The organism is Streptomyces cyanogenus, from assembly GCF_017526105.1.
Taxonomy (GTDB): Bacteria; Actinomycetota; Actinomycetes; order Streptomycetales; family Streptomycetaceae; genus Streptomyces; species Streptomyces cyanogenus.
This window is the reverse complement of the sequence record NZ_CP071839.1, coordinates 8,184,419-8,200,181: the sequence shown is the minus strand read 5'-3', so window position 1 is coordinate 8,200,181 and position 15,763 is coordinate 8,184,419. Positions and strand designations below refer to the sequence as shown.

12 protein-coding genes and 1 pseudogene are annotated in these 15,763 nt (G+C 73.1%); 8 read left to right on the top strand and 5 right to left on the bottom strand.

The genetic code is table 11. The features are described from left to right. Nucleotides 1-4: 4 nt before the first annotated feature. The 3 genes from S1361_RS36165 to S1361_RS36155 all read right to left on the bottom strand — a co-directional run bounded on the left by S1361_RS36165 (nucleotide 5) and on the right by S1361_RS36155 (nucleotide 3,999). A complete protein-coding gene (locus tag S1361_RS36165; protein ID WP_208036044.1) occupies nucleotides 5-820 on the bottom strand; it encodes an inositol monophosphatase family protein in 816 nt (271 codons plus the stop codon). 71 nt (nucleotides 821-891) lie between these two features. Beyond that, nucleotides 892-2,679 (bottom strand): RICIN domain-containing protein, encoded by a 1,788-nt coding sequence (locus S1361_RS36160; RefSeq protein ID WP_208036043.1) that lies wholly within the window; start codon nucleotides 2,677-2,679, stop codon nucleotides 892-894. A gap of 153 nt (nucleotides 2,680-2,832) precedes the next feature. Continuing rightward, the gene (locus S1361_RS36155) at nucleotides 2,833-3,999 is read right to left on the bottom strand and encodes an FAD-dependent oxidoreductase (protein ID WP_208036042.1); all 1,167 of its coding nucleotides are present in this window, start codon (nucleotides 3,997-3,999) and stop codon (nucleotides 2,833-2,835) included. A 475-nt stretch (nucleotides 4,000-4,474) separates the two neighbouring features. Here S1361_RS36155 and S1361_RS36150 point away from each other — a divergent pair, with 475 nt between their 5' ends. Both S1361_RS36150 and S1361_RS36145 read left to right on the top strand, forming a co-directional pair. Continuing rightward, entirely contained in the window at nucleotides 4,475-5,482 is a 1,008-nt protein-coding gene (locus tag S1361_RS36150) for a Ppx/GppA family phosphatase (RefSeq protein WP_208036041.1), read from the top strand. 314 nt (nucleotides 5,483-5,796) lie between these two features. After that, complete coding sequence (locus tag S1361_RS36145; RefSeq protein WP_208036040.1) at nucleotides 5,797-6,996, top strand: MFS transporter; 1,200 nt, start codon at nucleotides 5,797-5,799, stop codon at nucleotides 6,994-6,996. A gap of 13 nt (nucleotides 6,997-7,009) precedes the next feature. Here the strand turns inward: S1361_RS36145 and S1361_RS39600 are convergent. Together S1361_RS39600 and S1361_RS36135 are read right to left on the bottom strand one after the other, a co-directional pair. After that, nucleotides 7,010-7,494: pseudogene (locus S1361_RS39600) on the bottom strand (PAS domain-containing protein); the annotation flags it as partial. Nucleotides 7,495-7,690: 196 nt separating this feature from the next. Beyond that, entirely contained in the window at nucleotides 7,691-8,563 is an 873-nt protein-coding gene (locus tag S1361_RS36135) for a helix-turn-helix transcriptional regulator (RefSeq protein WP_208036038.1), read from the bottom strand. A gap of 137 nt (nucleotides 8,564-8,700) precedes the next feature. On the opposite strand from S1361_RS36135, the gene S1361_RS36130 reads away from it, so the two are divergent. The 6 genes from S1361_RS36130 (at nucleotide 8,701) to S1361_RS36105 (ending at nucleotide 15,690) form a co-directional block, all read left to right on the top strand. After that, nucleotides 8,701-9,453 (top strand): SDR family oxidoreductase, encoded by a 753-nt coding sequence (locus tag S1361_RS36130; protein ID WP_208036037.1) that lies wholly within the window; start codon nucleotides 8,701-8,703, stop codon nucleotides 9,451-9,453. Nucleotides 9,454-9,553: 100 nt separating this feature from the next. Then, a complete protein-coding gene (locus S1361_RS36125; protein ID WP_243769420.1) occupies nucleotides 9,554-10,150 on the top strand; it encodes an SDR family NAD(P)-dependent oxidoreductase in 597 nt (198 codons plus the stop codon). 123 nt (nucleotides 10,151-10,273) lie between these two features. Beyond that, complete coding sequence (locus S1361_RS36120) at nucleotides 10,274-12,910, top strand: glycoside hydrolase family 31 protein (RefSeq protein ID WP_425087849.1); 2,637 nt, start codon at nucleotides 10,274-10,276, stop codon at nucleotides 12,908-12,910. Between the two features lie 120 nt (nucleotides 12,911-13,030). Then, nucleotides 13,031-14,233 (top strand): carbohydrate-binding protein, encoded by a 1,203-nt coding sequence (locus S1361_RS36115; RefSeq protein ID WP_208036036.1) that lies wholly within the window; start codon nucleotides 13,031-13,033, stop codon nucleotides 14,231-14,233. Nucleotides 14,234-14,354: 121 nt separating this feature from the next. Continuing rightward, nucleotides 14,355-15,131, top strand: a complete 777-nt coding sequence (locus tag S1361_RS36110; RefSeq protein WP_208036035.1) for a polysaccharide lyase family 7 protein — start codon at nucleotides 14,355-14,357, stop codon at nucleotides 15,129-15,131. A 94-nt stretch (nucleotides 15,132-15,225) separates the two neighbouring features. After that, a complete protein-coding gene (locus tag S1361_RS36105; protein ID WP_208036034.1) occupies nucleotides 15,226-15,690 on the top strand; it encodes a hypothetical protein in 465 nt (154 codons plus the stop codon). Nucleotides 15,691-15,763 lie beyond the last annotated feature (73 nt).

Sequence of the window (15,763 nt, the reverse complement as noted above, 5' to 3'; positions counted from 1 at the left end):
CGGGTCAACTCGCCGGTGAGGTCTGGTTCTCGACCAGTTTCAGCAGGGCGGCGTGCGTCTCGGCGTCGGCCGCCGCGATCAGTCCGCCCGCGCCGGTGTGCAGCGGCTCGCCGTACAGACCGGTCACCGTGCAGCCGGCGGCCCGGCACAGTGCGATGCCGGCGGCGAAGTGCACGCTGTCCTCCAGGTGGCCGTCGGTGACGTACGCGGCCCGGCGCCCGGCGGCGACCCAGGCCACCGCGAGGGTGCTGGAGATCACCCGGGGCCGGAACCGCTCGGTGAAGCCCGGGTCGGCGAGCAGGCGGGCGGCCCGGAAACCGGGCGCGTTCGGGAACGGGGGGTCGAGGTTGACGTCCACCAGCGCGGACCCGGCGGCCGGCGTCAACTCCGTGTCGTCTCCGTCCCGGTGGACCCAGGCCCGCTCGCCGTCGGTCCAGAACACCTCACCGGCGAACGGATCGGCCGTCGCGCCCGCCGTCACGTCCGTGTCCACCCGCAGCGCGACGTTGACGCCGACGAGCATGGTCTGCACGGCGTAGTTGAGGGTGCCGCACAGCGGGTCGACCAGCCAGTGGCGGCGGGCGCAGGCGGCGCCGGTACGGCCGCTCTCCTCGGCCGTCACCGCGTCCTCGGGACGGGCGGCACGCAGGACGTCCAGGACGGCCCGCTCTGCGGCCAGGTCCGCTTCCGTCGCGAAGTCGCCGGCGGACTTCTCGTAGCGGTCCAGGCGCCGGCCGTACAGGTCGCGCACCACCGCCGCACCCGCCTGGGCCGCCGCTGCGGCCAGCCGTCCGTCGGACTCCCCGTTGGTGATCGTCATGGTGTGCACGATAGGAGGTCCCCGCACCGGCGGGTGAGTGCGGGGCGCCGGGGTCGGATCGGGGGCTCGGGTCAGGTGGTGGCCGGGGTGAAGGTCAGGGTCTGCTCGGCCGCGGTGCGTCCGCCGCCCACGGGGCCGCCGGTCGGGTCCGTCCAGGTGCGTACGGGTGTGGTCTCGGCGAGCCGGCCCGCGGTCGCGGAGAGGCCGAGAACGAGGCCGCTGTAGCGGTTGACCAGGCGGTAGGTGCCGTCGCCGGTGGAGTCGGGGAGGACGAACCACTGCTGTCCGACGGCCGGTCCGCCGCCCCGGGCCGCGGTGACCGCCGGCTTGGCGCCCCAGGCGCGGCCCGCCGTCCTCACGGAGTCGACGCCCAGCAGCCGGCCGGTCGCCGCGTTGGCGATGGTGAAGGCGCCGTCGTCCGTCGGTGCGAAGGACCACGACGCGCGCGCCGAGCCGGTGGCGCGCGCCACCGAGGTGACGGCGGAGCCGCCGGACGCCTGGGCGAGGATCCGGCCGGTGCCGCTCGCGATGCGGTACCCGCGGCCGGTTTCCACGGGTGGGACGGCCGGTGTGGCGGAGTCGACGGTGACGTCGACGTACTCGCCCGAGGCGTCGTGGGAGCAGCCGAAGGAGCAGTAGGCGCGGAAGGTCCGTCCGAGGACGGCGGAGCCGGTGCGGCTGACGGGGTCCAGGAACCAGCGGTACCAGGACGCGGTGGTGTAGTCGCCGGTGTCGCCGATGAGGTGCCACTGCTGCGTGGCCAGGTCGTCGGTGGCGTACAGGTACTGCGGTGCGCCACCGCTCTGGTCCACGGCCTGGGGTGTGCCGATGTAGCGGCCGAGATGGGCGTCGTAGGCGATGTTCATGACGAACAGCGGCGAGGTGGGGGGCATGGTGCCGGCCGCGATCTGCTCGGCGGCGGTGCCGGTGCTGGCCGGGTCGTACTCGTCCTCGGCGGGGGTGTAGCCGGTGGGGTGGCCGGCGTCGACGGGGACGATGTTGCTCTCCTGACCGCCGGTGCCGGGCTGCGACCAGGCGCCGTCGTACCACTTCCGCCAGGAGCCGGGGGCCATCTTCGCGGCGATCGGTGCCCGGGCCACATGCGCGTGGAAGGCCTTCCAGCCGCCGCGCTTGTCGACGATCCGCGAGCCGTAATAGACGTAGAGGTAGCCGGAGGCCGCGTCCACGAACAGGCGCTGGTCACCGTCACCGTAGGAGTACGTCTCGTGCGGGAAGGCCGTCGTGTCCCCGCGCTCGGTGCTGTACGGCGAGGTGATCACGTGGTCCTTGATGGTCCAGGTGCGGCCCTGGTCGGTGGAGACCGCGTAGTCGACGGCGTCGTAGTGGAGCCCGTCGCCGAAGGGCTGCGGGGTGAACTCGTTGTGCACCAGGCCGTACCAGTCACCGGTGTCGGGGTCGGCCCATATCCCGGACAGGTCGCAGTAGTTCCTCTGCGCGTAGCCGGAGCCGCTCGGCGCGTACGTCGCCTCCCGGCCGGTGGGGCTGTTGTTGCACCGCCGGGTGGTGTCGTCGTTGCGGTCGGCGGGGTCGGCCGGGTTCACCGCCTCGCTCAGGGTCCGGTCGAAGGCGGCGCCGTCGAAGTCCCTGCCGGTGTAGAAGTCCCAGACCCGCGGGTCGCCGGCGCCGTAGAGCGCGGCGGACTGCTGGTAGTGGAAGGTGCCGTCCTTGTCGAGGTAGGGGGTGGCGGGGGTGTCCGTGGGATGCGGGAACGGCACCGGGGTCCCGACGGTCACGGTGTAGCGCGCGTCGACGGGGGACGCGGTCCGCGCGGGCGCCGCGGTGCCGACGCCCAGGACCAGGGCGACGGCCGCGGCGACGGCACCGCCTGCTCTGCTCAACGGTCGCACGGGTGCTCCTTGTTGCCGAAGGGCCGGTTGCACGGAACGATCCGGCTCCGGCGACGCCCCGGCCATGGACTCCCGTGCCGCGCCTCTTGCACTTTCGTGCGCGCGGGGCGGTCGCCGCGACCACGTTCGCGCACCGGGTGCGGTTCAGTGCGGCTCGGGCGGGACCGCTGACAGCGGGGTGTCCCAGGCGAGTTGGCACAGCAGGCGCTCGTCCGGCCCGGCGGGAGGGGCCATGACGGGCGCCGGACCGGACGGCGTACGGGTGCCGCGGGAGAGGCCGCCGCTGACGGTGATGTTGTGCTCGACCCGCGGGCGGCGGTGCCGCTCGTACGCGGTGAACGCGGTCTTGGGGTCGGGCAGGTCGCGCAGCGCCTTGGCCAGCACGACGGCGTCCTCCAGGGCCATCGAGGCGCCCTGGCCGGTCGCCGGGGAGGCGGCGTGGGCGGCGTCCCCGACGAGCAGCACGCGCCCGGTGTGCCAGGCGGCGCCGAGCGGCAGTTCCGTGGCGTTGGTGACCATGATCGCCCCGTCGGCGGCCTCGACCAGACCGGCGGCGGGCGTCGCGTCCTCGCGCAGCAGCGGCAGCAGGCGGGCGCGCAGTTCGGCGGAGGGTGCGGCGGGCGTCCCGGCGGGCAGCGGATCGCCGCCGGCGCGGGCGAACCAGTACGTCTCCCCCGCCGGGGACACGGCGTACCCGAACGCGGTGGCGCTGCCCCGCACCATGGTGATGGCGCCCTGCGGGCCGGGCGCGGGTGCGGTGCCGGTGTAGCCGTAGTAGACCCGCTGGCCGGCGTATCCGGGGCGCACCTCGGGGTGGAGCAGCCGGCGTACGGTCGAACGGAGTCCGTCGGCGCCGACGAGCAGGTCCCCGGTGGCGGCGGTGCCGTCGGCGAAGCGGGCGGTGACGGCGTCCGGTCCGTCCGTCACGGACACCAGGCGGGCGCCGTGGCGCAGCCGGATGCCGCGCCGGGCCGCCTCGCCCTGGAGGGCCGCGTTCAGTTCGCCGCGGCGCAGACAGCGGTAGCGCAGGGCGGGGTGGTCGGCCTCGCCCAGCGGCTGGTGTGCGACCTCGGCGCCCTGACTGTCCAGGAGCCGTAGCGAAGTCAGCGGAAAACCGACGGCCGTGACCGCGTGCGTGGCGCCCAACTCGGCCAGCGCGCGCATGCCGTTGCTCGCCAGGGTGAGGAAGGCGCCGATGTCCTCGGCCGTGTCCGGGTGTGCCTCGAACACGGTGACGTCGACACCGGCCTTGTGCAGGCCCAGGGCGGTCGCGGTCCCCGCTACGCCACCGCCGATCACCAGTACCCTCATCGCATCCGCTCCGGTCACCCGCCAGTCTCCGCACCGAGATTGCTCATGACCATCCAAGAGCAGCGACGGGCCCACCGGGGCGGCGTGGGGTGGGATTCGGACAAGCCGGCGTGGGGGTCGGATTGGGAGAGGGCCGGCATGGGGCAGGCCGGATCTTGCGTGTGCGGCACGGGTGCCGGGGAGCGTGCGTGGGACGCCGTACGGGCCCCGCGGGCCGTAGCCGGACTGCACGCCTGGTGGAGCGCACGGCTGCGGGCCGCCCTCCCGGTACCGGAGGTCGAAGGCGCCTGGTCTGGGCGGTCGTCCGGGTGGTGACGCGGCTGCGTGCGACGGGTCAGGGGCGGACGTGGTGTGCGGGTGGTGCGTACGCATGCTGCCGCGCGGGCCTGCGCTGAGGCACGCGGACGGACGGCGTGCACCGGCACGCCCCTCTGTGTCACGGATCGCCGCCGGTGAAATGGGTACTCCCCGACTCATGCGGGTGAGCGTGGTGGATGCGGGTTCGAACACGGTTCGGTTGGTCATCGCGGACGTGGAGGGGGGTGTTCCGCTGCCGGTGCACACCGTCAAGTGGAAGCTCCGCCTGTCCGAACGGGTCGGTCCGGACGGCACCATCGCCGACGAGGCGGTGGAGCAACTGGTGAAGGCGGTGGCCGCGGCGGGCGCCACGGCCCGGCAGTGGCATGCGGCGGGCCCGCTGGCCTTCGCGACCGCTGTGGTCCGCAGCGCCCCGAACCGTTACGAGGTACTGCAACAGGTTGCGTCCGGCACCGGGATCCGCATGTGCACCCTGCCCGGTGAGACGGAGGCCGAGCTGACCTTCCTGGCGGCCCGCCGCTGGCTCGGCTGGAAGGCGGGCCCGCTCGCCCTGCTCGACATCGGCGGCGGCTCGCTGGAGGTGGCCTTCGGCCGGGGCCGGCTGCCCGACTTCGCCGCGTCCCTGCCGCTGGGGGCGAACCGCCTGACCCGGGAGCACCTGGGCGTCCAGGACCCGCCCGGGCCCGGTGAGTTGAAGGAGCTGCGCCGCCGTATCCGCCACGAACTGCGGGACGTGGCCTCGCGGATCCGCTGGGAGGGTCCGCGCACCGCCGCCGTCACCTCCCGGACGTTCCAGCAGCTGGCCCGGTTGTGCGGAGCCGCGCCGGGGCGGTACGGCCCGTTCGTGGAGCGGGAGCTGGCCTGCCGTGACCTGCGCGATGCGGTGCGCTCCCTCGCCGGGCTGCCCGCCGCCGAACGCGCCCAGTTGCCCGGCATCTCCGCCCCGCGCGCCGCCCAGAGCCTGGCCGGAGCGGTCGTGGGACACACGGCGCTGAAGCTGATGGGCCTGCGCCGGGCCGTCGTCTGCCCCTGGGCGATCCGCGAGGGTGTGCTCCTGCGCTACGCCGAGGACGGCAGCGACTGGTGGACGGAAGCCACGGGCGAGACCGGCACCCCCGCGCCGCCCCCGACGGCCACCCTGCGCATCGCCGGTCCACCCGCGTGACCGGGAGGACAACAGGGTGACGGCAAGGGGGGCGGCCCCGCATTCACCCCGCATTCACCCCGCGTGACCGCGACAGCAAGGGGCTGCCTCGTTTTCCGCCCGCGTGACCGCGAGGACCAGGGGGCGGCCGCACTGTCGGCCCGCCTGACCGGAACGGCCAGGACCAGGCCCCTGTCTCAGCCCGCCTCATCGCGACACCGAAGCCACGGCCGCACGTCCGGCCCGCGTGACGGGACACCCAGCGGACGGCCCCGCTGTCAGTCCGCCGTACCTCCCCGATGGCCGCGCCCCGGCGGAGGCCCTAGCGTCGGACCATGCAGTCACCCCGCGGCGAGCCGGCCGTGGACACGGTGCCCGGACTGTCCGCCGGGCCGGTCGTGCTGGCCTGGCTGACGCAGTTCCTGGTGGGAACCGATCTCTTCGTGGTGGCGCCGCTGCTCCCGCACATCGCGGCGTCGTTCGCCGTCTCCGTGGCCGGTACCGGCCTGCTGGTCACGGCCTTCTCGGTCGCGTACGTGGTGGCGTCGCCGTTCGCCGGCTGGATCTCGGACCGATGGGACCGCGCCTGGGTCCTGGTGGTGGCGCTGGTGCTGTTCTCCGCGGCCAACGTCGGCACCGCCCTCGCGCCGGGTTTCGGTGTGCTGCTGGTGGCCCGCGTGGTGGCCGGTCTCGCGGCCGCCGGAACCGGTCCCACTGTCTACGCCCTGGTCAGCACCCGTGCGCGGCCCCAAGTACGAGCGCAGGTGCTGGCCGTGGTGGGATCGGGCCTGCTGACGGCCCTGTGGGTGGGCGCGCCGGCCGGATCGCTGCTGGGGCGGTACGTGGGGTGGCGGGCCGCCTTCGTCATCCTGGCTGCCGGCACGTTCCTGCTGGCGTTCCCCCACGCGTTCGTCTGGCGGGCCCGTCCGGCCCCGGCGGCCGCCGCGGCGCCGGAGCGGTCCAGGCGTCCCGGCACGGGCGTCGCGGTGTTTGCCGTCGCGGTGACGACGTTGTGGGCCTTCTCCGTGTACAGCCTCTACACGTTCCTGGCCCTCGCGCTGCACTCCGGCGGCAGGGCCACCACCGTGCCGTGGCTGCTGGTCGCCTACGGCATCGGCGCCGTCGTCGGCGGGCAGGTCGGCGGCCGGTGCGCGGACCGGGCCGATCCCGTGCGGGTCACCAGGTCGGCACTGGCGCTGACGGCAGCGCTGGAAGCCGTCGTGGCCCTGGTGTTCCCCCTCACCGGAGCGCTGGCCGCGGCCCTGGCCCTGTTCGCGCTGGCCGCCTACGCCTTCTTCCCCGCCCAGCAGCGCCACCTGGTCGACATGTTCCCCGAGCGGGCGACCGCCCTGCTGTCGTGGAACAACAGCGCCCTGTTCGTGGGCCTGTCCCTGGCCGGGGCCGTCGGCGGGCAGATCGTGCACGTCCTGGGCTATCCAGCGCTGCTCTACATCGGCGCCGCCGTGGCGGTACCGGCCTGCCTGGTCGCCCGTGGCCGCCCGGCCCGGCCCCGGGGGGAGGCGGAAAGGCCATGAGGGAGGCGTCGGTGCGGGCACGGGCGTACAGCTGCGCCTCCAGGGCTTCCGGTTCTGCTCTGCTCCCGGCAGCCGGCACCTCGTCGCGCTCCGCGCCCCGGCGCGAGCGGCGGAAGCGGACGAAATCCGTCACGTCCTCGACCCGGTGGATGATCCAGGCGACGGTCCGTCGGCGGCGACGACCGGCGTGTTGATCGGGGACCACCAGCGCTCCTCGAACTCCCCCGGCGTGCTCCCGACCGGGATGTCGTACTTCTGCAGCGCCATGGTGTCGCGTTCCCGGGTGGCCAGGCCCCGGGAGACGCTCAGGTTTCTCACGCCGTCCGCGTCGGGGTCCACCGGGTTGTCGGGGAAGGCTTCGAAGAGGTACGTCCCGACCACCTCCCGGGTACGCCGGGCCGCCCACAGGTAGGCGTCGTTGACATCGACGATCACCAGGTCCGATCCGCGCTGCGGTTCCCGATGTGTGCATGGCTCGGGTCGGCGCAGGCTGCGCACCCGGGCACAGCCGCCGTGGCAGGGAGACGGCCGGGGCGACCGGGGCCGCCGTGGGCGCGTCCGCCGTGCCGGCGTGTCACCGCGCCCTCACTCCGTTGATCGACTTCGAACACGCTCGGCCGCAGGCCGGCGGCAGTTCGCCGGTCCCGGCCGCGCGGGACGCCGGTGACGAGCCGGCGCGGACGGCCCCCCGCTGTCAGCCGGGCCGCTGTCCCAGCCGGTCCGTCCCCGGCGCCAGTTCCTGGGTGCCGATCACCGACAGCAGTTCCAGCTGGGCGGCTCCTTCGGTGCCCGGCGGGGCGCTGAACCACAGCAGGCGCTGCCGGCCGTCCTCGCTGAACAGGTTGTGGCAGTCCAGTTCGATGACGCCGAGCGAGGGGTGGACGATGCGCTTGTGGTCGGTACGGCGCAGGGCCACGTCCCGCTGCTCCCACAGGGCGGCGAACTCCTCGCTGCGCCGCCGCAGCGTGGTCACCAGCCGGGTGACGTCGGGATCCTTGGCGCGCCGGGCGGCGACGGCCCGGAGGTCGGCGGTGAACACCCGGGAGTGGTGCGGGTGGTCCTCGGCCGGGTGCAGCGCGCGGGTGGCGGGGTCGGTGAACCAGCGGTAGGCGAAGCTCGCTTCGAGTCCGCGACCGATCGGCGCCGGGCCGAGGAGCGCGACGGCGAGGGGGTTCTGCGCGAGGGGTTCGTGCAGGTCGGTGATGATCTGGGCCGGGGTGGTGACGAGCCGGTCCAGCAGGCCGAGCAGGGCGGGCTGGGCGTGCGCGGTGGGGCCGTGCGCGACGGCCGGGAGCGGGCGCTCGGCGAGGTGGAAGAGGTGGTCGCGTTCGTCGCCGCTCAGCCGGAGCGCGCGGGCCAGGGCGGCCAGGACCTGCCCGGAAGGCTGCGCACCCCGGCCGCGTTCGAGTTCCGTGTAGTAGTCGGCGGACAGCCCGGCCAGCTGGGCGACCTCCTCGCGTCTGAGGCCCGGCACACGGCGGCGGGGGCCCACGGTCAGGCCGACGTCGGCGGGGCGGACCCGGTCGCGCCGGGACTTCAGGAATGCGGCCAGCTCCGAGTGGTTCACGCCCTCCATGGTCACGCCTGCGGCCGGGCGGAGCCAGGGGTTGCCGACCCCAGGGTGCGGACAGCCCTGGTAGGGGCCCGGACCGGGGCCGAGGCTGGAGGCACCACTTCCCGCTGCCTCTCGTCACAGGAGCTCCCATGTCCGCTGGAACGAACCCCGTACAGCCCCGCGTCGCCGTCGTCACCGGCGGTTCCCGCGGTATCGGCCGCGAGACGGTGACGCGGCTGGCCGCCGACGGTTACGCCGTGGTCGTCGGCTACGCCGGTAACCGCGACCGGGCCGAGGCCGCCGTCGAGGAGGTCACAGCGGCGGGCGGCAGCGCGCTCGCCGTCCGCGCCGACGTGGCCGAGGAGCAGCAGGTCGCCGCGTTGTTCGAGGCCGCGACGGCCGAGTTCGGCGGTGTCGACGTCGTCGTGCACACGGCGGGCCGGATGTATCTGGCGCCGGTCGCCGAGCTGGACCTGGCGGAACTGGACGCGCTGCACCGCACCAACGTCCGCGGCACCTTCGTGGTGGCCCGGGAGGCCGCCCGGAGGCTGCGCCGGGGCGGAGCGCTCGTCACCTTCTCCACGTCCGTGGTGGGCCTGGCCTTCCCGGGCTACGGCGCCTACAGCGCGAGCAAGGGTGCGGTCGAGGCGCTGACCCTGGTGCTGGCGCGTGAGCTGCGCGGCCGGGACGTCACCGTGAACGCCGTGGCCCCGGGTCCCACGGCCACCGACATGTTCCTGGACGGCAAGGACGAGGAGACCGTCGCCCGCCTGGCCGCCCAGCCGCCGCTGGAGCGCCTCGGCACGCCGGCCGACATCGCCGAGGTGGTGGCCTTCCTCGCCTCCCCGGCCGGTCACTGGGTCAACGGCCAGGTGGTCCGCGCCAACGGCGGCATCGTCTGACCCCCGCCCGCGAGGAATCTTCCGCCCGCTCCCCTTCTGCGACGACGCTCCCCGGACCGTCCTGGTCACCGGCGCCTCCAGCGGTTTCGGCGCGCTGACCGTGCGCGCGCTCGCCGACGCCGGTCACACCGTCTACGCCGGCATCCGGCAGCCGGCCACCCGCAACGCGCCCGCCGTGGCCGGTCTCGACCGGTACGCGGTCGAGACCGGCGTGCCGCTGCACGCGGTGGAGCTGGACGTGCAGAGCCAGGACTGCGCGGACGCGGCCGTCGCACGGGTGCCGGCCGCCGAGGGCCGCCTGGACGTGGTGGTGCTCAACGCCGGCCACATGGTCACCGGCCCCGCCGAGGCGTTCGCCTCCGAGCAGCTGGCCGAGCTGTACGACGTCAACGTGCTCGGCGCCCAGCGGGTCAGCCGGGCCGCACTGCCCCGCCTGCGGGAGCGGGGCGAGGGGCTGCTGGTGTGGATCGGCAGCTCCGGCACCCGGGGCGGCTGCCTACGACGAGCGTTACGGTGCCCTGCTCGCGGGGCTCGAACAGCGGCCGGCGGCGCTGATGCCGCCGGAGGCGGACGTGGCCGAGGTCGCCGAGGCCGTCGTACGCCTGGCCGGCCTGCCCGCCGTTGCCCCGCCCGCTGCTCACGGCGGGCAGTTGGCTGTGAGCCGGGGCCGGTGACGGCGAGCACGGTATTGACATGAACCTGCGTCAACCCCGAGGCTTCGTGCGTGAAGTTGCTCGATCGGCGCTCTTTTCAAGCGTTTCCGAGCAGTACAGCCGTAAGAACAGTCAGTCCGCGAAGGTGCGAGGGGAGCTGTTCCGCCGTGCGAAGACTCCGTCACCGTGTGCCGTGGAAGGCCTGGACGACGCTGGCGCTGGCGAGCGCCCTGGCCGGGACCGCGCTCGCCGCCCCGGCCCGGGCCGCCGACCCGGCGGCCGGCGCCGTGCTGGACCCGGCGCACAGCAGCGTCAGCTGGCACAGCCCGGTCTACGCCAAGGGCACCGGCGGCGGCCCGGAGAAGTGCCCCGACGCCGCCACCGACCCCGGCGGCATGGTCTGCGCCCGCTTCGACCTGACGGTCTCGGTGCCGGACGGTTACTGGGACGACAACCCGGAGGGCGGCATCCCGTTGTCCATCACCTGGGAGCGCCCCTCGGACGACTTCGACCTGTACGTCTACGACGACCACGGCAAGCAGGTGGCCTCCAGCGCGGGCACCGCCGATCCCGAGGCCACGGTGATCCCGCGGGCTTCGGGCACCTACCACGTGCTCGTGGTGCCGTACGACGTGCACGACAACTCCTTCACCGGCACCGCCTATCTGCCCGCGACCACGGACGCCGGGGACCTCACGTCGTTCTCCGGCGGCGACGGCAGCTACACCGTCGCGGCCGGGCGACTGACCGCCCGCGCCGACTTCCTGAAGGGCGGTCGGCTCCGGCTCCAGGCCGACCCCTCCGGTGCGCTGAGCGATCCGGCCGGCACGGCCATCGTGCGCGAGCAGCCCGCGCTCCAGCGCCACACCTCGTCCTTCGACGCCGGGGACTACTACGGCATCCGGTCCCCCGACGCCGTGCTGCGGGTGTACAAGAAGCCGCTGCGGTTCGGCCTGTACCGGCCCGACAACCGCACCCGGATCTGGCAGGAGGACAAGCCGCTGCGCTGGTCGACCGGCGGCATGCGGCAGAGCCTCACGCGGGGCGCGGACGAGCAGTTCTTCGGCGGCGGCGAGCAGAACGGCAGCTTCTCGCACCGCGGCCGGACGATGTACGTGGCCAACAGCTTCGACTGGAACGAGGGCGGCTACAACAACTCGCAGCCGTTCTACCTCTCCAGCGCGGGCTACGGCGTCTTCCGCAACACGTTTGCACCGGGCGTGTACACCTTCGGCTCGCCGGTGACGACCGGGCAGCAGGAACGGCGCCTGGACGCCTACTACTTCCTCGGCGACGCCAAGCAAGTGATCGGCAAGTACACGGCGTTGGTCGGCCGGCCCTTCATGCCGCCGGTGTACGGGCTCGAACCGGGCGACTCCGACTGCTACCTGCACAACGCCAACCGGGGCGAGCGGCACACCCTGGACGCGCTGAAGATCGCCGACGGCTACACCGAGCACCGGATGCCGCTCGGCTGGATGCTGGTCAACGACGGGTACGGCTGCGGGTACGAGGATCTGGAGCGGACCGCCGAGGGCCTGCGGGACCACCACGCCCAGCTCGGCCTGTGGACCCAGGACGGCATCGACAAGCTCGCCGACCAGGTCAAGGCGGGTCAGCGGGTGGCCAAGCTGGACGTGGCCTGGGTCGGCAACGGCTACAAGTTCGCGCTGGACGCCTGTGACGCCGCCAAGAAGGGGATCGAGGACAACAGCGACGCGCGCGGTTTCGTGTGGCTCCCGGTGTCCTGGGCGGGCGCCCAGCGCTGCGGGGTGCTGTGGAGCGGCGACCAGAAGCTGTCCTGGGACTACATCCGCTGGCAGATCCCGACGTACGCCGGGGCGACGATGTCCGGTATCGCCTACAACACCGGTGACATCGGCAGCATCTACCGCCACGACGCCGAGATGTACACCCGCGACCTCCAGTGGAAGGCGTTCCTGCCGGCCGTCATGACGATGGACGGCTGGGCCAGCGACCTCACCACCGGCAAGCCCGCCGACCAGCAGCCCTGGCGGGACGGCGAGCCGTACACCTCGATCAACCGCACGTACCTCCAGCTGAAGGAACGGCTGCTGCCGTACATGTACACGCTGTCCGCCCAGGCGGCGAAGACGGGCGTGGGTGCCGTGCGACCGCTGTGGCTGGAGTATCCCGACGACCCGAACACCCTGGATGCGCAGGCGAAGTACGAGTTCCTCTCCGGTCCGGACTTCCTCGTCGCGCCGGTGTACCAGGACTCCGACACCCGCGACGGCATCTACCTGCCCAAGGGCACCTGGACCGACTACTGGTCGGGCCGCACCTACCACGGCCCGACCACGCTGAACGGTTACCACGCCCCGCTGGACACCCTGCCGCTGTTCGTGCGCGAGGGCGCGATCGTGCCCATGTGGCCGAAGGGAACGACGAGTTGGCAGACCCGCGACCGGCACGAGCTGGACTGGGACCTGTACCCGGCCGCGCACGGCACCGGTCACTACACGCTCTACGAGGACGACGGCGTGACCCGTGACTTCGCCAAGGGCGCCGCGGCCACCCAGCGGGTGTCCATGCGCGCCGACGGGCGCGGTACGACCGTGACGGTCGGCGCGAGCCGGGGCGACTACGCGGGCAGGCCCGACGCCCGGGCGTACCGGTTCACCGTGCACGGCGGCACCGCTCCCGCGCGGGTCCTGCTCGACGGGCACCAACTGCCGGACGACGCATGGTCGTACGACGCCGGCACGCACGTCACCACCGTCAGCACGCCGAGTCTGCCGCTCGACCGCCGGTTCACCGTGCGGCTGGTCGACCCGAGGTAAAGGGATCGCATGGTCTAGTCCAAAGTGCGCTTTGGTCTAGTCCAAGTTATTGACGTGATCGCAACAGCTCCCGGAGGGTGGGGCTCCCCGCACCGGGGTCCCCACCCTCTGGAGGCACACGTGAGACGTCCTCGGGCATGTCTGGGCGCGGCGGCGGCCGTCACCCTCGCCGCGGCCGGCAGCACCGCGCTGGTCGCGGGCAACGCCTCGGGCGCGACCACCGCGCTGAGCAACCGCTGGTATGCCGCCGCCCCCTATCTGATGCCGCTGGACAACGACCCGCCGGACCCGGGCGCCATCATGGACGCCACCGGCCTGAAGGCGTTCCAGCTGGCGTTCGTCCTGGCCCCCGACGGCGGCGGCTGCACGCCGACGTGGGGCGGCACGGCGCCGGTCGCCTCGGACACCGCCGTGCAGTCGGCGATCGCCACCATCCGCGCCAAGGGCGGCGACGTCTCCGTCTCCATCGGCGGCTACGGCGGCACCAAGCTCGGCCAGGCCTGCGCCGACCCGGCCTCCACGGCGGCGGCCTACCAGCAGGTCATCACCAAGTACGGGCTGCACGCCATCGACTTCGACCTGGAGGAACCGGAATACGAGAACAGCGCGGCGATCCGGAACGAGATCGGCGCCGCGAAGATCCTCCAGCAGAACAACCCGGGACTGTACGTCTCCGTGACCACGGCCGGCACGGCGGACGGCACCGGCTGGTTCGGCAAGCAGATGCTGCTGGAGGCAAAGTCGCAGGGCTTCATCCCGAACAACTTCTCCATCATGCCGTTCGACGGCGGCTTCAACGGCGCGGCGAGCCAGACCGGCGCGCTCACCAACTTCAACTCCGTCCTCCAGTCCACGTTCGGCTGGGACCAGGCGACCGCCTACGCCCACGAGGGCTTCTCCGGAATGAACGGCCGCAGTGACACCGGCGAGTACTTCACCCAGGCCGACTTCCGGACCGTGCTCGACTACGCCACGAGCCACCACATGGACCGGTTCACCTTCTGGTCGCTGAACCGCGACCGGCAGTGCACGCCGGCCGACAACGGCGGCCGTACCTCCGGCACCTGTTCGAGCGTGACCCAGAACGCGTGGGACTTCGCCAAGTACTCGGTGGAGTTCGCCGGGGCCACCCCGCCGAGCACGACACCCACCCCCACGCCGACACCGGCCTCCTGCAAGCCGGCCTGGAGTGCGACGGCCGTGTACACCCAGGGCACCGAGGTCTCGTACGGCAAGCACAACTGGAAGGCGAAGTGGTGGACCCAGAACGAGGTGCCCGGCGCCTCGCAGTGGGGCCCCTGGCAGGACGAGGGCGCCTGCTGACGCAGCCGCCACTCTTGACGTGTCTGGTTCATACCTTTAGCTTCTCGGGTCACCGGAGACCAAGGATGCGTTCAGCGTTCACAGGGCTGAACGCATCCTGATCCGACGAAGGGACCCCCACATGACCCGATCACGGCTTCTCGCGGCGACGGCCACGACGGCCCTCGCCCTCGCCCTCACCGCGCTCGGCACCGGCGGCGCGGACGCGGCCGACCCGCGCGTCGCGCCCGGCGGCAACTTCGACCTGTCCGTCTGGCAGCTCCAGGAGCCCGTCGGCTCCCCCGGCAAGCCCACCACCATCCCCTCGTCCCGGCTCCAGGGACCGAACGGCTACCAGGACGCGTACTTCTACACCGACACCCGCGACGGCGCGATGACCTTCTGGGCGCCCGAGAAGGGCGTCACCACGCCGAACTCCAGGTACGCCCGCTCCGAGCTGCGCGAGATGAACCGCGACGGCTCCCCCGCCGACTGGGCGCTCGCCGGCAGCCACCGGATGAGCGCGACCCTGCGGGTCGTGTCCGTGACCAAGAACGTGTGCGTCGGCCAGATCCACCTCGGCTCCGGCGGCTCCTCCACCAAGCCGCTGGTGGAGCTGTACTACCACGCGAACGGGGACATCGTCCTCGGCACCGAGGACTCGCCGTCCGGTGGCCAGACCCAGCACCCCGTCGGGCACGTCTCCGTCGGCAAGACCTGGAACTACACCATCGCCGTCTCCGGCGGGAACACCGTCGAACTGACCGTGAACGGCACCACCAGCCGCTACGCCATCCCGTCCGCCTTCAAGCCGTACAAGCAGTACTTCAAGGCCGGCTCCTACAACCAGTCCTCCTCGGACAGCACCACCGCCGGCGCCCGTGTGGCGTTCTACGGGCTGACCGTCTCCCACGGCTGACACGCGGCCCGACCTGCGCGACTGGTGCAAACGGCGGGACGGTCGTAGCGTCGGGTGCACGCGGTCGGACACAGTACGACGGGTGGGAGCGACCATGCGCGGATCAGTGGTGGGAACGGCGGTCACCCTCGCGGCGGGAGCCCTGCTCACAGCGGCCATGACCACGGCCACGGCCAGTCCCCCGGCCACCGCCACCACGCCCCCCGCCCCCGCCGGTGCGAGGCAGCCCGTGCTGGTCGACTGCCTGTGGCACCGCACGGTGCGTCCCGGCGACTTCATCCTGGCCTGCGGCGACGGCAACAGCCGGCTGACCGGACTCCACTGGTCGCAGTGGGGTCCGCACGGCGCGACCGCGGTAGGCGTGAACATGGTCAACGACTGCAAGCCGTACTGCGCGGCCGGCAGCTTCCACGCGTACCCGGTGACCGTCCGGCTCGACGTCGCCAAGCCCTGGAAGAAGCACCCGGGCGTCCAGCACTACACCCGGATGAGCCTCACCTACCAGAAGGACCGTCCTGAGGGCTTCCAGCAGGTCATGACGTATCCCCTCTGGGACTGACGGCGGGGACGGACGGCTCGTACGGACCAGGGCCGGCGGCTGGACCGACGGCGGGCACTGTCGGCTGGGACCG